18 protein-coding genes and 1 pseudogene are annotated in these 16,301 nt (G+C 45.6%); 11 read left to right on the forward strand and 8 right to left on the reverse strand.

Translation table 11 applies throughout. From position 1 onward, the window contains the following. Window positions 1-12: 12 nt before the first annotated feature. Both HII27_RS02200 and HII27_RS02205 read left to right on the forward strand, forming a co-directional pair. Complete coding sequence (locus HII27_RS02200) at window positions 13-528, forward strand: sigma-70 family RNA polymerase sigma factor (RefSeq protein WP_185666376.1); 516 nt, start codon at window positions 13-15, stop codon at window positions 526-528. Further along, the gene (locus HII27_RS02205) at window positions 525-1,322 is read left to right on the forward strand and encodes an anti-sigma factor family protein (protein ID WP_185666323.1); all 798 of its coding nucleotides are present in this window, start codon (window positions 525-527) and stop codon (window positions 1,320-1,322) included. Before HII27_RS02200 ends, HII27_RS02205 begins: the two co-directional genes overlap by 4 nt. A 42-nt stretch (window positions 1,323-1,364) precedes the next feature. Here the strand turns inward: HII27_RS02205 and HII27_RS02210 are convergent, their stop codons facing one another. Continuing rightward, window positions 1,365-1,943, reverse strand: coding sequence for a YceI family protein (locus HII27_RS02210; RefSeq protein ID WP_185666324.1), 579 nt, complete (start codon window positions 1,941-1,943; stop codon window positions 1,365-1,367). Window positions 1,944-2,288: 345 nt separating this feature from the next. Here HII27_RS02210 and HII27_RS02215 point away from each other — a divergent pair, with 345 nt between their 5' ends. Next, the gene (locus HII27_RS02215) at window positions 2,289-3,161 is read left to right on the forward strand and encodes an alpha/beta hydrolase (protein WP_185666325.1); all 873 of its coding nucleotides are present in this window, start codon (window positions 2,289-2,291) and stop codon (window positions 3,159-3,161) included. 136 nt (window positions 3,162-3,297) lie between these two features. Here HII27_RS02215 and HII27_RS02220 read toward each other — a convergent pair whose 3' ends face one another. Further along, window positions 3,298-3,606, reverse strand: coding sequence for a monooxygenase (locus tag HII27_RS02220; protein WP_185666326.1), 309 nt, complete (start codon window positions 3,604-3,606; stop codon window positions 3,298-3,300). A 98-nt stretch (window positions 3,607-3,704) separates the two neighbouring features. Between HII27_RS02220 and HII27_RS02225 the strand changes: the two genes are divergently transcribed. After that, a complete protein-coding gene (locus tag HII27_RS02225; RefSeq protein WP_185666327.1) occupies window positions 3,705-4,607 on the forward strand; it encodes a LysR family transcriptional regulator in 903 nt (300 codons plus the stop codon). Window positions 4,608-4,953: 346 nt separating this feature from the next. After that, the gene (locus HII27_RS02230) at window positions 4,954-5,382 is read left to right on the forward strand and encodes an organic hydroperoxide resistance protein (protein ID WP_185666328.1); all 429 of its coding nucleotides are present in this window, start codon (window positions 4,954-4,956) and stop codon (window positions 5,380-5,382) included. A gap of 106 nt (window positions 5,383-5,488) precedes the next feature. Here HII27_RS02230 and HII27_RS02235 read toward each other — a convergent pair whose 3' ends face one another. Next, complete coding sequence (locus HII27_RS02235; RefSeq protein WP_185666329.1) at window positions 5,489-6,376, reverse strand: LysR family transcriptional regulator; 888 nt, start codon at window positions 6,374-6,376, stop codon at window positions 5,489-5,491. Between the two features lie 95 nt (window positions 6,377-6,471). Between HII27_RS02235 and mdlC the strand changes: the two genes are divergently transcribed. After that, on the forward strand, window positions 6,472-8,070 hold the full coding sequence (gene mdlC, locus HII27_RS02240) for a benzoylformate decarboxylase (protein WP_185666330.1): 1,599 nt from the start codon (window positions 6,472-6,474) through the stop codon (window positions 8,068-8,070). A gap of 90 nt (window positions 8,071-8,160) precedes the next feature. Beyond that, window positions 8,161-8,940, forward strand: coding sequence for a cyclase family protein (locus tag HII27_RS02245; RefSeq protein ID WP_185666331.1), 780 nt, complete (start codon window positions 8,161-8,163; stop codon window positions 8,938-8,940). Between the two features lie 30 nt (window positions 8,941-8,970). Here HII27_RS02245 and HII27_RS02250 read toward each other — a convergent pair whose 3' ends face one another. Genes HII27_RS02250 through HII27_RS02260 form a run of 3 tightly spaced genes read right to left on the reverse strand, consistent with a single transcriptional unit; the run spans window position 8,971 to window position 10,945 of the window. Next, the gene (locus HII27_RS02250) at window positions 8,971-9,393 is read right to left on the reverse strand and encodes a hypothetical protein (RefSeq protein ID WP_185666332.1); all 423 of its coding nucleotides are present in this window, start codon (window positions 9,391-9,393) and stop codon (window positions 8,971-8,973) included. Continuing rightward, a complete protein-coding gene (mutM, locus tag HII27_RS02255; RefSeq protein ID WP_185666333.1) occupies window positions 9,380-10,222 on the reverse strand; it encodes a bifunctional DNA-formamidopyrimidine glycosylase/DNA-(apurinic or apyrimidinic site) lyase in 843 nt (280 codons plus the stop codon). The genes HII27_RS02250 and mutM overlap by 14 nt, the downstream gene beginning before the upstream one ends. A gap of 9 nt (window positions 10,223-10,231) precedes the next feature. Next, window positions 10,232-10,945 (reverse strand): DsbA family protein, encoded by a 714-nt coding sequence (locus HII27_RS02260; protein WP_185666334.1) that lies wholly within the window; start codon window positions 10,943-10,945, stop codon window positions 10,232-10,234. Between the two features lie 94 nt (window positions 10,946-11,039). Between HII27_RS02260 and HII27_RS02265 the strand changes: the two genes are divergently transcribed. Next, on the forward strand, window positions 11,040-11,951 hold the full coding sequence (locus HII27_RS02265) for a LysR family transcriptional regulator (RefSeq protein WP_185666335.1): 912 nt from the start codon (window positions 11,040-11,042) through the stop codon (window positions 11,949-11,951). A 103-nt stretch (window positions 11,952-12,054) separates the two neighbouring features. Here HII27_RS02265 and HII27_RS02270 read toward each other — a convergent pair. Then, a pseudogene (locus HII27_RS02270) lies at window positions 12,055-12,186 on the reverse strand (IS3 family transposase); the annotation flags it as partial. 93 nt (window positions 12,187-12,279) lie between these two features. Between HII27_RS02270 and HII27_RS02275 the strand changes: the two are divergent. Both HII27_RS02275 and HII27_RS02280 read left to right on the forward strand, forming a co-directional pair. Continuing rightward, complete coding sequence (locus HII27_RS02275; RefSeq protein ID WP_223883132.1) at window positions 12,280-12,681, forward strand: DMT family transporter; 402 nt, start codon at window positions 12,280-12,282, stop codon at window positions 12,679-12,681. A 513-nt stretch (window positions 12,682-13,194) separates the two neighbouring features. Then, window positions 13,195-13,785 carry a GNAT family N-acetyltransferase gene (locus HII27_RS02280; RefSeq protein ID WP_185666336.1) on the forward strand — a complete coding sequence of 197 codons (591 nt, stop codon included), beginning with the start codon at window positions 13,195-13,197 and terminating at the stop codon, window positions 13,783-13,785. Window positions 13,786-13,803: 18 nt separating this feature from the next. On the opposite strand, the gene HII27_RS02285 is transcribed toward HII27_RS02280, so the two are convergent. Beyond that, entirely contained in the window at window positions 13,804-15,423 is a 1,620-nt protein-coding gene (locus HII27_RS02285) for a mechanosensitive ion channel family protein (protein WP_185666337.1), read from the reverse strand. Window positions 15,424-15,688: 265 nt separating this feature from the next. Between HII27_RS02285 and HII27_RS02290 the strand changes: the two genes are divergently transcribed. Beyond that, window positions 15,689-16,273 carry an NAD(P)H-binding protein gene (locus HII27_RS02290; RefSeq protein ID WP_185666338.1) on the forward strand — a complete coding sequence of 195 codons (585 nt, stop codon included), beginning with the start codon at window positions 15,689-15,691 and terminating at the stop codon, window positions 16,271-16,273. Window positions 16,274-16,301: the final 28 nt, after the last annotated feature.

Raw genomic sequence — 16,301 nt, forward strand, 5'->3', positions numbered from 1 at the left:
GAGGATCATAAAATCACTACCAGTGACGTTCGTCAGCATCTTGCTGAACATCTGACGCGCCTTTGGCGCTATGGGCTGGTTCTGTCACGTAACCGTGAGGTCGCGGAGGAACTGGTCCAGTCAACCTGTGTCCGCGCGCTTGAAAAAAGCGCGCAGTTTATCCCCGGTACGCGTATAGACAGTTGGTTATTCGCAATCCTGCACTCCATCTGGATTTCTGATGTGCGCGCCCGTCGGGTGCGCCTTGGGCAGGGTTTTGTTGAAAGCGATGAATTACTGGCACCTGATACCAGAGAGCGGGATGATACCCACCTTCACTATGCGAAAATTATGCAGCACGTGAGTACTCTGCCAGAAGCCCAACGCAATGCCGTTTTTTTGGTCTACGTTGAGGGTTTCACCTATCAGGAGGCATCAGAAACATTGTCCGTACCGATTGGAACGATCATGAGTCGGCTGGCGACTGCGCGGGCGAAAATAGCCCAGATGGTTAACACACCGCCCCCTGTACAGGAGAAACGCTCTTGAAATCCACCCGATTCACAGCACCGTACAGTGATGAGGCGATCACCGCCTGGCTTGATGGCGAGATGCTGGCAAATGATGCTCAGCGATTTGAGGACGCTCTTGAGCAGGATGAACAACTGGCTCAACGAACTGAATTGCTGCGCCTCAACCAGGATGACTTTGCCAGTGCGTTTACGCCCCTTCTTAACACGGCACCCCAGTCACGCATGGAGGAACAGCTGGCTAACCTGCTTTCCCAGGAACCCGCAACCACCGACAAAGCATCAGGGGTCAGCCGCCGCTCGTTGATCGCTGCCTCGCTAAGCTTTCTGGTTATCGGTTCAGGGCTGGGCTATTTCGCGCGCCCCACAACCCGCACTCTGAGTGAAAGTGAAAAAATTCGCGACCTTGAGGCTCAGTACATGTCGCTGTATAGCGCAGAAACATTGCTCGATGCAGACAATTCCACATCTGCGTTGCAGCGGGGACTGGTACGCACAGCGCAGGACATTGGTTTGCAGGCAAATGAGCGGCAACTTGCCCTGCCGGGAGCTGAGTTAAAAATGGTACGCATGCTGCGTTACGACAGTACGTCGATTGCGCAAATTGCCTGGATGCATGCCGACTTCGGCCCGATGGCGCTGTGTATTTCCCCGGACCGTCATCCTGCCAGCACCGAGCTTAGCCAGGAGCAGCGTCATTCAATGAACCTTGTCTGGTGGCACTCCGGGCGTCATCAATTTGTGTTGATTGGCCGTAACCCGGTTTCTCAGTTGAGGCAAAACGCGCTGACATTGCAGGCGGAGCTGGCTTAGATGAGTGAACCTCCCGGCAGTCTGAAGGACTGCCTGGGTGGTTTATGCAATCAAGTGAGGACTCGCCTGAATATCTATATTGATTGTTACTGTGTCATCCACCAGTGCAGCAAAACTGTCCATATCGAATGCTGAACGCGAAATCGCTGTCGAGGCATGCAGAGAAATGCTCTCGGCCGCGAAAAACTCCTCATTTTTCCCCTTCAGTAAAGCATCCAGAATGACCGGGCGTGAAACGTTCTTAACGGCCAGAGTACCAAAAACACGAAAATGCCCCTCTCCCAGTGCTATCACGCGACTGCTGGTGAAAGCGATATTCGGGTAGTGTCCAGCATCAAAAAATAGACTGCTTTTCATCTGATAAGTGAGCAGATTATTGGATGCCTCCAACGTTGCGACGGGAATGATCACATTAATATGGTCTTTCTCTGCATGTCCAGGATCCAGCGTAATGTCTCCCGTAACTTTGCCCAGGCTTGCTTCAGAGGTTTCCCCAAATGCACGCCAGGAGAGTGCAATTGTCGTCTTCTGGGTGTTGATGTTATAGCTGGCTGAGCTGGCGTAGAGTGACGGTGAAGTGATTAAAAAACCGAGAGCAATGATGGGTACAATACGCGTCATAGTGGTAATCCTTAAGGTGATTACGATGTAAACGCGCCAACCGTGCTTTATATTCGGTTGTAGCGATCTTTTATCTCATCCAGCGAGCGGTTTTCTGCACCATACATTAGGTATCGCATCTCTTTCTCAGACTTGCGCAGTCGTTCCGAATAGCCCCGTTGCTGATGATACATCTGGCCGTAGCCCTGTCAGCTATAACGAGGTGCCTGCAAGGTATGAGAGGAAGCGCGACATTCAGTTGTAATCCAGAGCTACTGGCTAGTCCGGAATACGCATCAATAAGCAAAGATATTTTCTGAGAAATGATGAAGATAAGAATTAGTGACTAATAACCAGGAGACCTGAATGAGCATTGATCTTGATTTTGAAAATTTGAGCGTACGTGCTGTTGAGTACAACGCACGTGCTTCAGTGAAGGATTTTGACGGTTGTATGGTTGAGTATGCTGAACTCGCGCGTGAGGCAAAACTTAAAACACCAGGTATTTACGATCTGCATTATGGTATGGCTGCTGCTGAGCGACTGGATTTGTTCCCGACACCTATTCAACCTGCACCTTTGCTGATTTTTATCCACGGTGGATATTGGCACTCTCAGCGTAAGGAAGAAGCCTGTTCAATGGCTGCTGCTTTTAGCCAAAATGGAGTAGCAGTTGCCACGCTGGAGTACACCCTGGCACCTGAAGCAACGTTATCAGAAATCGTACATGAGGTACGGAGTGCGGTTGCCTGGTTGTATCATAATGGAGAGAAATTTGGCATCGACCCAGAGCGGATCTTTGTCAGCGGAAGCTCTGCGGGAGGCCACCTGTGCGGCATGCTCATTCCAGACGATTGGCAACTTCGTTACCGACTGCCATCGAATGCTATAAAAGGGGTACTGGCATTAAGTGGGTTGTACGATCTTCGTCCTCTTTGCGAGACCTATATAAATGAATGGCTAAATTTATCCATTGTTCAGGCAAAAAAATTAAGTCCCATCTTTTCTCTTCCGGGTAAGGCTTATGCCCCCAAAATTTTACTTAGCGTAGGAGCCCTGGAGACTTTAGGTTTCAAAAATCAAACGGAAGCCTACTATCAGGCATGTTGTGATCAGGGTCTTGATGTAAAACTACTCGAGGACCATAAAAGCAATCATTTTACTCTGGTCAATAATCTGGCAGATCCACAAAGCGAGATGTTTCAATCAGCTATGGAGATGATTAACTCATTTAGATAAGTGAGACACTCTTTTGAACCTGTTTTCGTCAGCAAGAACGAAGATATGAAAATAAATGATAGGTTATACACGTGTAATTAGCCGCCAGGCATTCATTCAGGGAGGCATGGATAAACCTCCCTGAATGACATTCCGATTACTGCGCCTGACCCCGGTTTATCTTAGTGAGTGGCTCATTCACATCGAAAATTTTGTAGATGACTTCGGACACCCCGAGTGGCTTCAGGCGTTCTGAGTGCTTTTTGACATAAGCCAATGCAGTATCCTCATCCTGAAACAGGTAAATGCCGCCAGCCTCTTGATTATCCTTACTTTCAGTCCAGATTTTCCAGATAAAACCAGGTTCAGAATTGATTGATTCTGCCAGGCCTACCAGTTGACGAGACATTTCGGGACCAAACGGGCCATGAAAATCAAAGTGTAGCTGTAAAAGTTTGTTCGACATCATACCTCCAGTGCTAACGTTTACTCAGAATGCCTGTATGTTATTATGAATTTATTGCACAATAAACTTCATAAATTAGCCATTATGTGTTCAAAAATATGACAGAAAGACTGAAATCCACACTCGACCAGTGGGTGAACTTAGTTGCTATCAGCGAAGAAGGAAGTGTGCAGGGCGCTGCTGAAAGGTTAAATAAGAGCCACACCACTCTTTTGTATTCAGTGAAAAAACTTGAAGATCAGCTTGGTACGAAGCTGGTTGAGGTGGTAGGCAACAAGACGCGTTTAACAGCCAATGCGACTTTTCTTTTACGAAAAGCGGGCACCATGCTTGAAATAGCCCGGCAATTAGAAAAACAGAGTCATCTCCTTTCCGAAAGGTACGAGTCCAATCTCACAGTCTCAGTGGATCATCTTTGTGATCGCAACTGGATTTATGGTCCCTTGAAAACATTCTGTTCTAATAATGAATTAACATCTGTTACTTTGCGCGAAACCTCACTTAGCTCTACCCGAAAATACGTTAAAGAAAAAATATCTGATATTGCCATTATTAACCTACCTGTTGAAAATCACCCATCATCTTTCTTTGGCCATGTAAAGATGTTGCCGGTAATTTCTTCCAGGCACCCACTTTCCAGGCAAAAGAATATCAATGTAAATGAATTGGTAAATACAACTCAAATTGTTCTGAGAGACTTAGGTCGCGACGAAAAATTTCAGGGGGAAAATGTTGGCTGGCTGAAAACACAACGCAGATTAACGGTGGACAATTTTGATTATGCAATTGACGCAGTGATTTCAGGTTTGGGATTTTGCCGAATTCCTGAACACCTTATTAATAAAATCAATAATCCTGAGATTGTTAACCTTGATATTCAGGAGGGATTTGACTACCAGGTTCCCCTTCATCTAACCCTACCTAAGGGCGAGGAGACAGGACCTGCTGCTCGGGCTCTTTTTAATCTTCTGATGACGGAAGCAAACAAAAGGGTCGGATGATGTTAATAACCTTACAGTTCATGGAGTAAAACCGTTAGCTGTGGAAAGTAAGCTGACAACATGCGCCCTCACCCGCCGTTCTTCAGTCTTATAAAAACTCCCTGAGTGGTAAATTTAACACCGCCAAAATCACAATTGTTAAGGATTTCTGCACACTGTATCCTGAAAACAGATAATTATCGCTCTGGTCTTGAATGCTACTATCATTCCATCGATTCATTTCGCCTCTGAAGAAGAAAAAACCTTCAGTAGCGATTATTTGATAGAGCAGCGAAGCCTTCCTCATATGCGTTTAAAGCTATGATGTTGTTTCCATCTACTAATCCATTTTGAGGATGAGAATTATATGAAAGTTCAGGATGTAAAATACACTGCTAAAGCCTATGCAACGGGTGGTCGTGACGGGCGCGCATGGTCTGAAAGCAAGGTGCTGGATGTCAGCCTTTCTATCCCTAAACAACTGGGGGGAGCAGATTTACCGGGTACTAATCCTGAGGAACTATTTGCTGCTGGCTATTCCGCCTGTTTCCTGGGGGCTATGACATTCGTTGCAGGGCAACTTAAGAAGAAGCTCCCAGCGGGTACAAAGGTAAATGGACTGGTTGGCATCGGGCCAATCCCTACTGGTTTCGGTATCGAAGCCGAATTGATTGTAAGCCTACCGGGTATGGATTATGAAGAAGCAGTAGAGCTGGTAGAGAAAGCCCATATTGTGTGTCCTTACTCTAATGCTACACGTGATAACATCAACGTTAAAACGAGCATCGAAGTGTAACTAGCGCCCTCATGGCTCCTTTAGCCGCTCTCATCGGGCGGCTAGCACCCAACGAGGAATCCATTCTTTTCCTATAATCCACGTACCCTCCCCTCCAAATAGAAGCTCAATAATTCAGGCAAATATCTTTCACGGTTTTAAGGAACCAGAGTTTCTCTTTACCACTACGTGACGTATTCTGGCTGTACAGGCACACTTCAATTTTGGGAAAATCGACCGGAAGAGAGAGTGCCGTTACTGCAAAATGTTCACTTTTTTGAAGACTATAGGTTTCCGGTACTACGCTAATATAGTCTGACGATTCAACCAGAGGAGCCACGATATTAAGATCGGGTACTGTTAATGCTTTAGTCAGCTTTTGATTCGTGTTAGCGTACCATTCCTGATAAAAGTTATGGCCAGCCTGAGAAGATGCAACAATGTGTTTTTCCTCCAGGAACTGCTTTAAGGTGATGGCTTCTTTAACACGTGCGTGTGCATTTCCTTTCAGACATACATATCTGTCTTTGAGCAAGATATCGCAATGAACATTCTGTACAGCATATGTTCGGTTGCAGATCGCTGCATCGATGAATCCTTTATCAAGCCATTCCTGAAGTTTTGAAATTTCCAGAGGAAGTATTTCTATCTCCACCCCTGGCGCCAGCTTTGTTATCTCGCTGAAAATTAGAGGCAGGTAATAATGTTCGCCAAGATCCGACATAGCCATGACAAATTTATGTCCGGAGGTCCGATAATCAAATGATTTTCGGGAGGCGACAACAGCGTCTATTTCGCCCACCGCTTTGCTAAATGTGCGATATATTTCAATTGCCTGTCGTGTTGGTTTCATACCGGTGTTCTGTCGAACAAACAACTCATCATTCAGTTCATCACGCATCTTCTTAAGAGCGTAACTCACTGATGGCTGGGTAATATTCAGGATATCTGCGGCTCCTGAAACGCTTTCCTGCTCATATATAGCAACGAAGACCTTAACCAAATTCATGTCCATATAGATTCCCTCTATATTAGTATTTTAAAATATTGATTGGTTCTATGAGGCTAGCAAGATTTAGACTCTGCTTCAACATCAGAAGAGGAGTTAACATGAAAACTGTACAACAAGCGACCTACGACATCCTTCGTAGTAATAATATGAATATCATCTTCGGAAACCCAGGCTCGAATGAACTGCCATTTCTGAAAAATTTCCCGGAAGACTTCACCTACGTACTGGGTTTACAGGAAGCCGTAGTGCTTGGCATCGCTGATGGTTATGCTCAGGCCTCCGGCAAACCCGCTCTGGTTAACCTCCACTCTGCCGCTGGCACTGGCAATGCCATGGGTGCACTGGCAAATGCCTGGAACTCCCACTCTCCACTTATCGTTACAGCGGGTCAGCAGCATCGGGCCATGGTCTCCGTTGAGCCTTACCTGACCAATATTGATGCCACGCAGCTACCACGCCCATTGGTTAAGTGGAGCTACGAACCGTCAACAGCACAGGAAGTTCCATATTCGATCAGCCGTGCCATTCATACAGCCATGTCTGAAGCAAAAGGTCCGGTATATGTGTCCGTTCCTTACAATGACTGGGCACAGAATGCAGAAGCGCAGAGCAACTCCCTACTCAGCCGTAAGGTCACCAGTCGTCGAGCGCTCGATGCAACATCCCTGCAGAGCATTACGAACGATATCCGCATGGCTAAAAATCCGGTAATGATCCTTGGATCTGACGTGGATGCAGATGATGCTAACGACATTGCAGTGCAACTTGCAGAAAAACTGAAATGCCCGGTTTGGGCAGCGCCGTCCACGCCACGTAGCCCGTTCCCGAACAAGCATCGTTGCTTTAAAGGTCTGCTTACATCGGGTATCAATTCGATTTCAGAACAGTTATCCGCGCATGATCTCATTCTGGTCATCGGTGCACCTGTCTTCCGCTATCATCAGTATGAAGCCGGTGAGTACCTGCCTGCTGACGCTAAACTTATCCATATCACGTGTGATATCAGTGAAGCCGCTCGAGCCCCTGCAGGAGATGCATGGGTTGCCGATATCAAACCGGCCATGCTGCAATTGCTGGATTCTGTAGACGAAAAAACAACTGAGATGCCAGACTATAGAAAATCACCGGTGCAGGTAAACCTGACGTCACCTATGCGCCCTGAGACTGTCTTCGACACATTAAACTGGGCAGCACCGGACAACGCAATTTTCGTAAACGAGTCAACCTCCACGACGGCCGAGATGTGGGAACGTCTGAACTTCGAGAGTCAGGGAAGCTACTACTATGCCGCAGCCGGCGGTCTGGGCTTCGCAATGCCGGCAGGAGTGGGTATCCAGATGGCCCGACCGGATCGTCAGGTCTTCGTGGTTATTGGGGATGGTTCATCTAACTACAGCATTCAGGCGCTGTGGACAGCGGCTCAATATAATGTTCCGGTGATCTTTATTGTGATGAAAAATGGGACCTACGGTGCTCTGCGCTGGTTCGCATCTGTTCTGGATATTGGTGATATTCCGGCCTTTGACGTGCCATCCATTGATTTCACAAAGATCGCAGAAGGTTATGGTTTACAAGCTTTTACCGCGGGTAAACCTGAAGAGCTGGAGCGCGCCATTGCCAGCGCCCGACAGTCCGGTAAACCGGCTCTGATCGAGGTTGAAACCTGGGGCGCCCTGCACGATATGCAGGCTAAGTAATCTGCCCGACAATCAGAGGGAAGCTTCGTTTTCCCTCTTGATATCCGCTGTATCAGAGCACACGTTCTACAAGAAATCTAAGGTGTGAATATGTCCCTTTCCGCAATTCAATCCATTATCAAAAATTTTAAATCTACCGATATCAACGTGGTTGATTTAACTCATCAATTGAATACGTCCTTCCCTACGCTGACATTGCCGGCCGAATTTGGTCAGACCTGGGCGTTCAAAAAAGAGAACATTTCAAACTACGATGAAAAGGGACCTGCATGGTACTGGAACAACTTTTCCTGTGGTGAGCATACCGGTACGCATTTTGATGCCCCGGCACACTGGATAAGTGGTCGCGATCGCGAAAATAATACAGTAGATACTATCGATGTGAGCAACTTCATTGGTGAAGCTGTAGTTATCGATGCAGTAGAAGAAGTTCGGCAAAACAGTAACTGGATCCTGACTAAAGAATTCCTTCAAAAATGGGAGAAAGATCACGGGAGAATTAATGATAATTCATGGATCTTGTTTCGTAGCGGCTGGTCTGAACGGATCAACGAGCCTGAAAAATTCGCTAATCTGATTAATGGGAAGCCCCATACTCCAGGGCCAGATCAAGCTTGCGTACAGTGGATGATAGAAAAGCGCAATATCCGCGGTTTTGGTGTGGAAACTATCAATATCGATGCAGGCTTATCGTATGACTGGCCGATTGCGTACCCCTGTCATAACCTGATGCTTGGGTCGGGGCGGTTTGGGCTTCAATGTCTGAACAATCTTGCAAAATTACCAGCGAGAGACATTCTTATCATTGCTGCCCCACTTAAAATTGAGGACGGATCAGGTAGCCCTCTACGAGTTCTGGCTATTTATTGAAATAAAAAAACCGCCAGATGGCGGTTTTTTTTATTTCAATAGGAAAAGAATCAACATACTAGTTAGTAATGGAGCAATCAGGGGTTTTAACTCTTTGTTAAAATAAAGAATTACAATCGCTGCAAGCATAACTGCGAGAGCTAAACCATACCCAAGCATTTCATATTTCAGGAGTATGAGAATGAGTGCTAAGGCTTCAAGGGCAGCAGTGATAAACCGGAACCAACTGGGCATTCTCCATCTTATATATGAATCAATAATCCCTTTTGGTCCAACTAAGTTAACAACCACTCCGATGGAAAATATAGTAAAAAACAAAAAGACAGCAACATTATTAACGATATTCAAAAGCGACTCTCCTCTTTTAAAGAAAGTTAACATGATTTTTATACTGCTATCAAATAGACTCTCTTTATATAATGAATTCATATGGTAAATATTAATTATTACCATCTCCAGCTCCAGCTCCAGCTCCCTGACAGACAGGGCAGAAAAATGTACTACGCCCAGCGATTACTATCTTTTCAATTTCTGTGCCACATATCACACACGGTTTTCCATGTCTATTATAGACTCGGTGATAATCCTGAAAACTTCCTTTCTCACCATTTGAATCAACATAATCGCGTAGTGTACTACCACCCAGACTAATTGCCTCTTCCAGAAGTGGTCGCGTATTTTCAAATATATTAAGTATTTCAGCGTTCGATAGAGGATGACTACGTTTAACCGGAGACATACGAGCCCTGAATAAAAGCTCATTGGCATAAATATTACCAATGCCAGTCAAAATTTTATCGTTCATCAGGCATAATTTTACTTCAGCTTTACTTTTTTTTAGTTTCGAGGTCAGATACTGAAGGGTAAATTCATCATCGAACGGATCTGGTCCCTTGTGATAAAATCTTGGATGCGATTTATCGATATCCTTAGCCCATTCGATATATCCAAAACGTCTTGGGTCGTTGTATACAAGGCTTATGTCATATAACCTAAAGATAACATGGTCATGTTTCAATGGGGTATAGTTATGAGATTTAATCAAAACTTTACCAGTCATACCAAGATGAATAAGGAGAAAACCATCAGATAATTTAATACACAGCACTTTACCCTTTCTGATAACATCAAGGATAATTTGATTATTGATCTTTGAAGCTAAATTTTCTTGTAATAACCATCTCAACTTACTGGTTCTCACTTCAGTACTTTTCACTTTCTGAGCAAGGAGTTTTTTCTTTAAGCTTTTTTTAATCGTTTCAACTTCTGGTAACTCTGGCATTTCACTTCCTTAATATTTTTTAGACAATGATTCCTCAACCATTTTTATAATTTCGATTTTATTAGCATAGCCAGATAATACTTTCCGAATCGTGCCTTCTTTCTCTAATAATATTGTCGGAAAGGAATTCACTCCGAACTGTCTTACATGATTAAATTCAGAGTGAGTTTCAAGCTCTGAAAATCTGGACTCAAAAATTTCGCTGAAAACTTTAAAATCGATGTCGTTTTTTTCACAAATACTTTTGTAAAAACTCAACGCCGTGGGATCCTCTGATTCAGTATAAAATTTTCTTTGCGTTTCATGAAAAAACTTTAATTTAACAGCTGAGTTTATTAAAGACGCACTGACAACTGCACGACAGGCAGGTTCAGTGTCATAATTGAATTCAGATTTATCGAGTAAAGCATAGCTAAATGGCTGATCTGTAACCTGATTGATATGTTGCCACTCATTACGCAAAAAGAGCCTAAAATCATCATTCCATTCATCTCCGCCTCCTGCTCGTAGTCCTCCATTTGTGAGCACAAACCGGAAGCCATTTTTGAGACTATAGGTTTCAAGCGTTTTAACTGACTCAGCCAATCCCCAGCACCAGGAACACATGGGATCCCCCACATAATGCACGGTAATAGATCCATCTTCGATTCTTGCGGGACCAGGACTAAACCCATCCATTGCAGGAGTAATAATGCATTGTCCGGTTTCATTATCGCAGATCATATGTGAACCTCATCATGAAAAAGGGTATGTTATTGTTCATTTTTCATGAGTACAATCCAGAGAAATGAAACTCACTGTTCAGGATTTGTAATCAATGGATAAACTAAGTGCCATAATCGCATTCATAAAGGTTGCAGAAACAGGAAGTTTTACTGGTGCAGCGGATAAACTCAATTTACCGAAGGCACGAATTTCTCAACGCATTAAAGACCTCGAGGGTGAATTGAATGTCAGGCTCTTTGAACGATCCACTCGTGCCGTGCGCATAACTGCAGCCGGCGATGAATATCTTAAAGAATGCCGAACTCTCCTCAACCACCTTTCTCTGGTCGAAAGTAACCTGAAAGGAGATAAAAATGCGTTATCCGGCAAACTGACCATCGATGCGTTATCTCCTTTCTTACGATGGGTAATAGCCCCCTTTATCAATGAATTTATGCTGAGATATCCTGATATTCAGCTTAATCTCAAAAGCAGCGACTGCTTAGTTAACCTTTTGCAAGAAAATGTCGATCTGGTTATCAGGGGAGGAATTTTGGAGGACTCCAGCCTCATTGTCCGTCCTCTGTGCTTGGTTCCTTTCCAGCTGTACGCTTCTCCTTGGGTGGCGCAGTTTCTTTCTGACAAAAGAGAACTCTCAGAGCTGGAAAATCAAAAACTTATTTCCTGGTTTCCGGATGATGAAACTGAACTACGTTGGCTGTTACATAAACAAACTGATTCCCAACAAATACGGAGTAAATTCCACATCTTTGTCAGCGATCAGGATGTAGCCCTCAAGATCGCATCAGCAGGTAAAGGGATTTGTCCAGGAATGTTTCTGGCTGCGGATAGCTACGTCAAAAGGGGGGAGCTGGTACCCGTTTTGACGGACTGGACATTGGCGCCAAGACAGGTCTCTATCCTTTATCCGAGTAAGACGCACCTACCCAACAAGGTCAAAGTGTTTATCGATTGGATGTCAGAAGCGGTAAAACGTGTTGATTTTACTCAAAAGCATTTATGACATGATTCTTTTTTCTCCCAAGTTCAGAGCTATTCACATTGCTTTGCAGCTTAGGTAAATCATATCAATGGACTGACCCCACAACAGTAGACATTTCCTGTCCTCACGACGAGGCCTGTTCGAAGGCCTCCGGACTGATGCCGCCGAGGTGGCTGTGACGCCGGGCCCGGTTGTAGAAGACTTCAATGTAATCGAAGATATCGGCTCGGGCCAGATCCCGGGTTTTATAGTCGCGTTGAAAATAGTGGGCATACTTGACGCTTTGACCGGGATAGCAATACTGCTGCTTCCTGGCGCAGAGCGACCTTCAATGCATTCTGCTGCAATGATGGTCATATCTGGTTTAGCCTGGGTCTTATATAGTATCACCGGTCAAAAAGTTACGAATGCCGCTGCATCTACAGCAGGGAACTTCATACTGGCCGCCCCAATAGCCTTGATTGCTCCCCTACTTTTCCACGCTAATCTCTACGTTGATTTGCATGGGTTTTTGCTTGGTGTTGTTGCAGGAGCAATAACATCCGGGGCCGCATATTTACTATGGTATTCATTATTGCCGATTCTTAAGGCCACTACAGCCAGCACACTCCAACTGAGTATACCTTGCCTTGCTACACTCGGTGGTGTCCTTTTTTTAGGTGAAGCGCTTACGCTCCAGGTAATGCTTTCCACAGCAATCATTTTGACTGGGATTGGAATGACAATTCTTGCTGATAAGAAATTTAGTTGAGATTAAGTAATCCAACTGAATTTAACCCTTTCTAACTCGGTGAACAGACTCTAGGGTAGCCTGGCTTGCCTGGTGATGCCAATACGCCCCTAGTCACGCTATAACGCATTTTACAACCTTTTGTTACGTCGGGAAAAATTCCATGAACTGAAGCAGAGTAAGCTATCAGGAAATAATCATAAAAGGCGCATTTCCTGTTAGTTCATGAAGTGTTCTTAAAGTGATTTCAACTTTCTGTTAAAAATATCTTTTATAGCATAGAGATATGTACTCTGTAGCTTATGAACTGAATTTTCACACAACATAAGTTAAATTGCATCTGGTATCGCTAACTCGCTGGTCTGAGTCAAATACTCTTGTCTCCTGGGCCATTCTCACCTGCATCCGTTCTCTGGATGCAGGTACACTGCGACAAACAAGAACACACGATGACCATTCTTGCTGATAAGAAAATTTGCTGACATGATGGTTAAGACCTGATTCAGCTACGTAAAATAACCGTAAGGCCGCAATATGCCCCCTACTTTACAAGGCTCTCTTGTAACGCTTCGTCCTCTGCTGAAAACTGATGCTCCGCTATTGATTGATGCGGCTGAAGATGGTGAACTTTGGTCCCTGCCATTTACGGTAGTCCCGTCTGCTGACACCGTTGATTCGTACATTCAGAAAGCCCTGAAAGGTCAAGCCGAAGGCACGGTCATGCCGTTTGCTGTAACGCTCTCATCCGACCAACGTGTCATTGGGTCAACGCGTTTATGGAAGATTGATCGTGAAAACCGAAAGCTCGAAATTGGGCATACCTGGTATTCACAAAGCTGGCAAAAAACAGCCGCAAATACCGAGAGTAAACTGCTGCTGCTGCGATACGCCTTTGAGCAACTGATGTGCGTTCGCGTTCAGTTTACGACTGATGTATTGAATGAGCGTTCTCAGGCCGCCATTCTCCGCATTGGCGCGATCCAGGAAAGCATTATCAGAAATGAACGAATTATGCCCGATGGTCGAAAACGTACTTCCATCCGCTACAGCATAATTGATGACGAATGGCCGCAGGTTCAGAGCAACCTTGAGCGCCGCCTCTCCGGTTACAGGCAAGAGAAATGATCCGGTGTATCCTGCGCCCTATAGACGCCCTTCTCCTTCAGGAGGAACCGCCGGGGCTGGGTACCAGTTTTCTTTTGCAACCATCACGGAACCTTCAGGCTGCATGACAAAATTCGGCGACATGATCTGCACGTTAAACTCGTTAAACACATCCTGAATATGGCTATAGAGTTCATTGCGCGCTTCGGCTAAAGATTGGCCGTCTAACAGACACACCTGTAATTCATAGGCAATATACCAGTCCATCAGGCTGAGCTGACGTACCAACGGCGGATGATTCTGGTCGACTCCCCTCGCCCGCTTGGCGGCGAGTTCAAGCATGGCATGAACCTGTCGCCAGGGCGTGTCATAGCCGATGGTTACACCGACAGTCAGATTGATCCCGCCGCCATTTGTCTGTGCGCTCAGGTTGGTAATTTTGCCGCTTACCACCACCGCATTGGGCACCGTAACAACATAATTTTCGCGAGTAATAATCTTGGTGGCCAGCATGCCAATTTCACTCACCAGCCCTTCGTTATCAGCCACGCGGATCACGTCGCCTTTACGTAGCGCACGGGAATAAATAAGCACCAGTCCACTCATCGCGTGGTTCATTATTCCCGCCGAACCCAACGTCAGCATCAAACCAAAGAAGACGCTAATGCCTTTAAACGCTAATGAATTGGCTCCAGGCAGAAAAGGATAGGCTGCTGAAAGTGCAAAAAGCCACACCATGACTGAGATGAGTTTACGCGTGGCGCCTACCGTTTCCGGATGGATACCCGGAAGCTGTAGACGCCCGGCCGCAACCTGATCAAGCACCACTTTAAGCAGTTTTAAAATAAAGGCGGTGAGCAAGAAAATAACCAGTACTATCAGTAGACCTGGCAAAGCAGAAACGACAGAAAGTGCGATGTCCTGAATGACTTTTACAGACCAGTCGCCCAAAGAAGCACCCCAGATACGGGTCCAGGGGAACAGGCTGAATGCCCAACTTAGCCAGAGATAGAGAGCCATAATTCCGAGCAGGATAACCAGCAGTGCATAAAGACGCGTTTCGATTGCGCCAATAAAACGTCGCCAACTTTGTGGGATCCAGCTGCGATTTTCAATGATACGTCGCCGATACAGACGCTTCACCCAGCGCCATGACCGATAAGAACCATACCAGAACAGCACTAGCCCCAGCAGGCCTGCCGCGGCCTTTACCGTTGAGAGCACAAGCCAGCGACTATTATACTGATCCCGTAGCGCCGTTCTTTGCGCTTCCATACGCACCAATACGCGCTGCGCAGCCTGATCGAGCGTGAGATCGTCCCCCTCGTCAAGATCGCCTTCCGTCAGTAACATCACCGGTTTGCCGTTCATAACAATGAGTTTGCCGGGTTGGTTATAGCGGGTAACTGATAGAAGCTTAAGCGGTTCCCGGACGTCATCTTCAGTGAAATTCCGCAGCGTATTCCTGATGCGTAAAACCCGCTCTTCCGGAGTGGTGAGACCAAATTTGGCCTGCAGCATGACAATAGGTTGGTGAAAAATATAGACCGTACGCGCACGCTCTTGTTGCGTGGGTTCCTGTCGGGGTTCAGCCGCTGACGCGACATATGTGGTTATCGTGAAAAGACATGTCAGAAAAGCGAACAGAATTCGTTTCATTTCCATCCTCATCTCACGAAAATTATTATTATTTTCAAATAGCCCGCGGACTATATCTCTTTAATGTTTGAGCATAGACCAGTCGTTCACTTCTGCAATGATTCACCTGGGTATATTCTTTAGCTGTAGTAATGAGTTCCTCGCCAAGATTAACCTGAAAATTATTATTCCGTTTTTTTGAATTCTGAAAGCAAAACTAATCCACATACAATGATAAATACGCTCTTTATACTTGCCTCATTCTGATGACGAAAGAGATATCAAAATGACTAAGGTATTGATTTTGGGTGCTGCGGGTTCCCTGGCGCGGGTGGCGACACGCTATCTGCTGGATAATAGCGATGTTCATCTCACCCTGTACTTACGCAACCCCAAACGATTAAACAATCCCGACCCATCTCGAGTGACGATTGTGGACGGCGATGTGCTCAACGCGGAACAACTGACCGGCGCCATGCATGGCCAGGATGTGGTCTATGCCAATTTATCAGGAAATATGAAACAACAGGCGCACTGCATTGTTAAAGCGATGACATCAACCGGTATTACCAGGCTGATTTTTATTACTTCAATGGGTATTTACGATGAAGTTCCAGGTGAAAACCACGGTAGCGTATTAACGCCGTACCGGGAATCCGCCGCTGTGATTGAAGCATCCGATCTGGACTATACGCTGATCCGTCCCGCCTGGTTTACAAACGGAAGTGAAGTGGAATATGCATTAACGCATAAAGGGGAGAATTTCTCTGGTAGCAACGTTTCCCGATTAAGTATTGCCGATTTAATTAATCGACTGGTGACGACGCCTGGACTCTATTCACGGGAAAGTTTGGGCATTGCCCGCATTTAGAACCAGAGTGGAAATGGCCTATTGCCTA

The organism is Kluyvera sichuanensis (genome assembly GCF_014218705.1).
GTDB lineage: Bacteria > Pseudomonadota > Gammaproteobacteria > Enterobacterales > Enterobacteriaceae > Kluyvera > Kluyvera sichuanensis.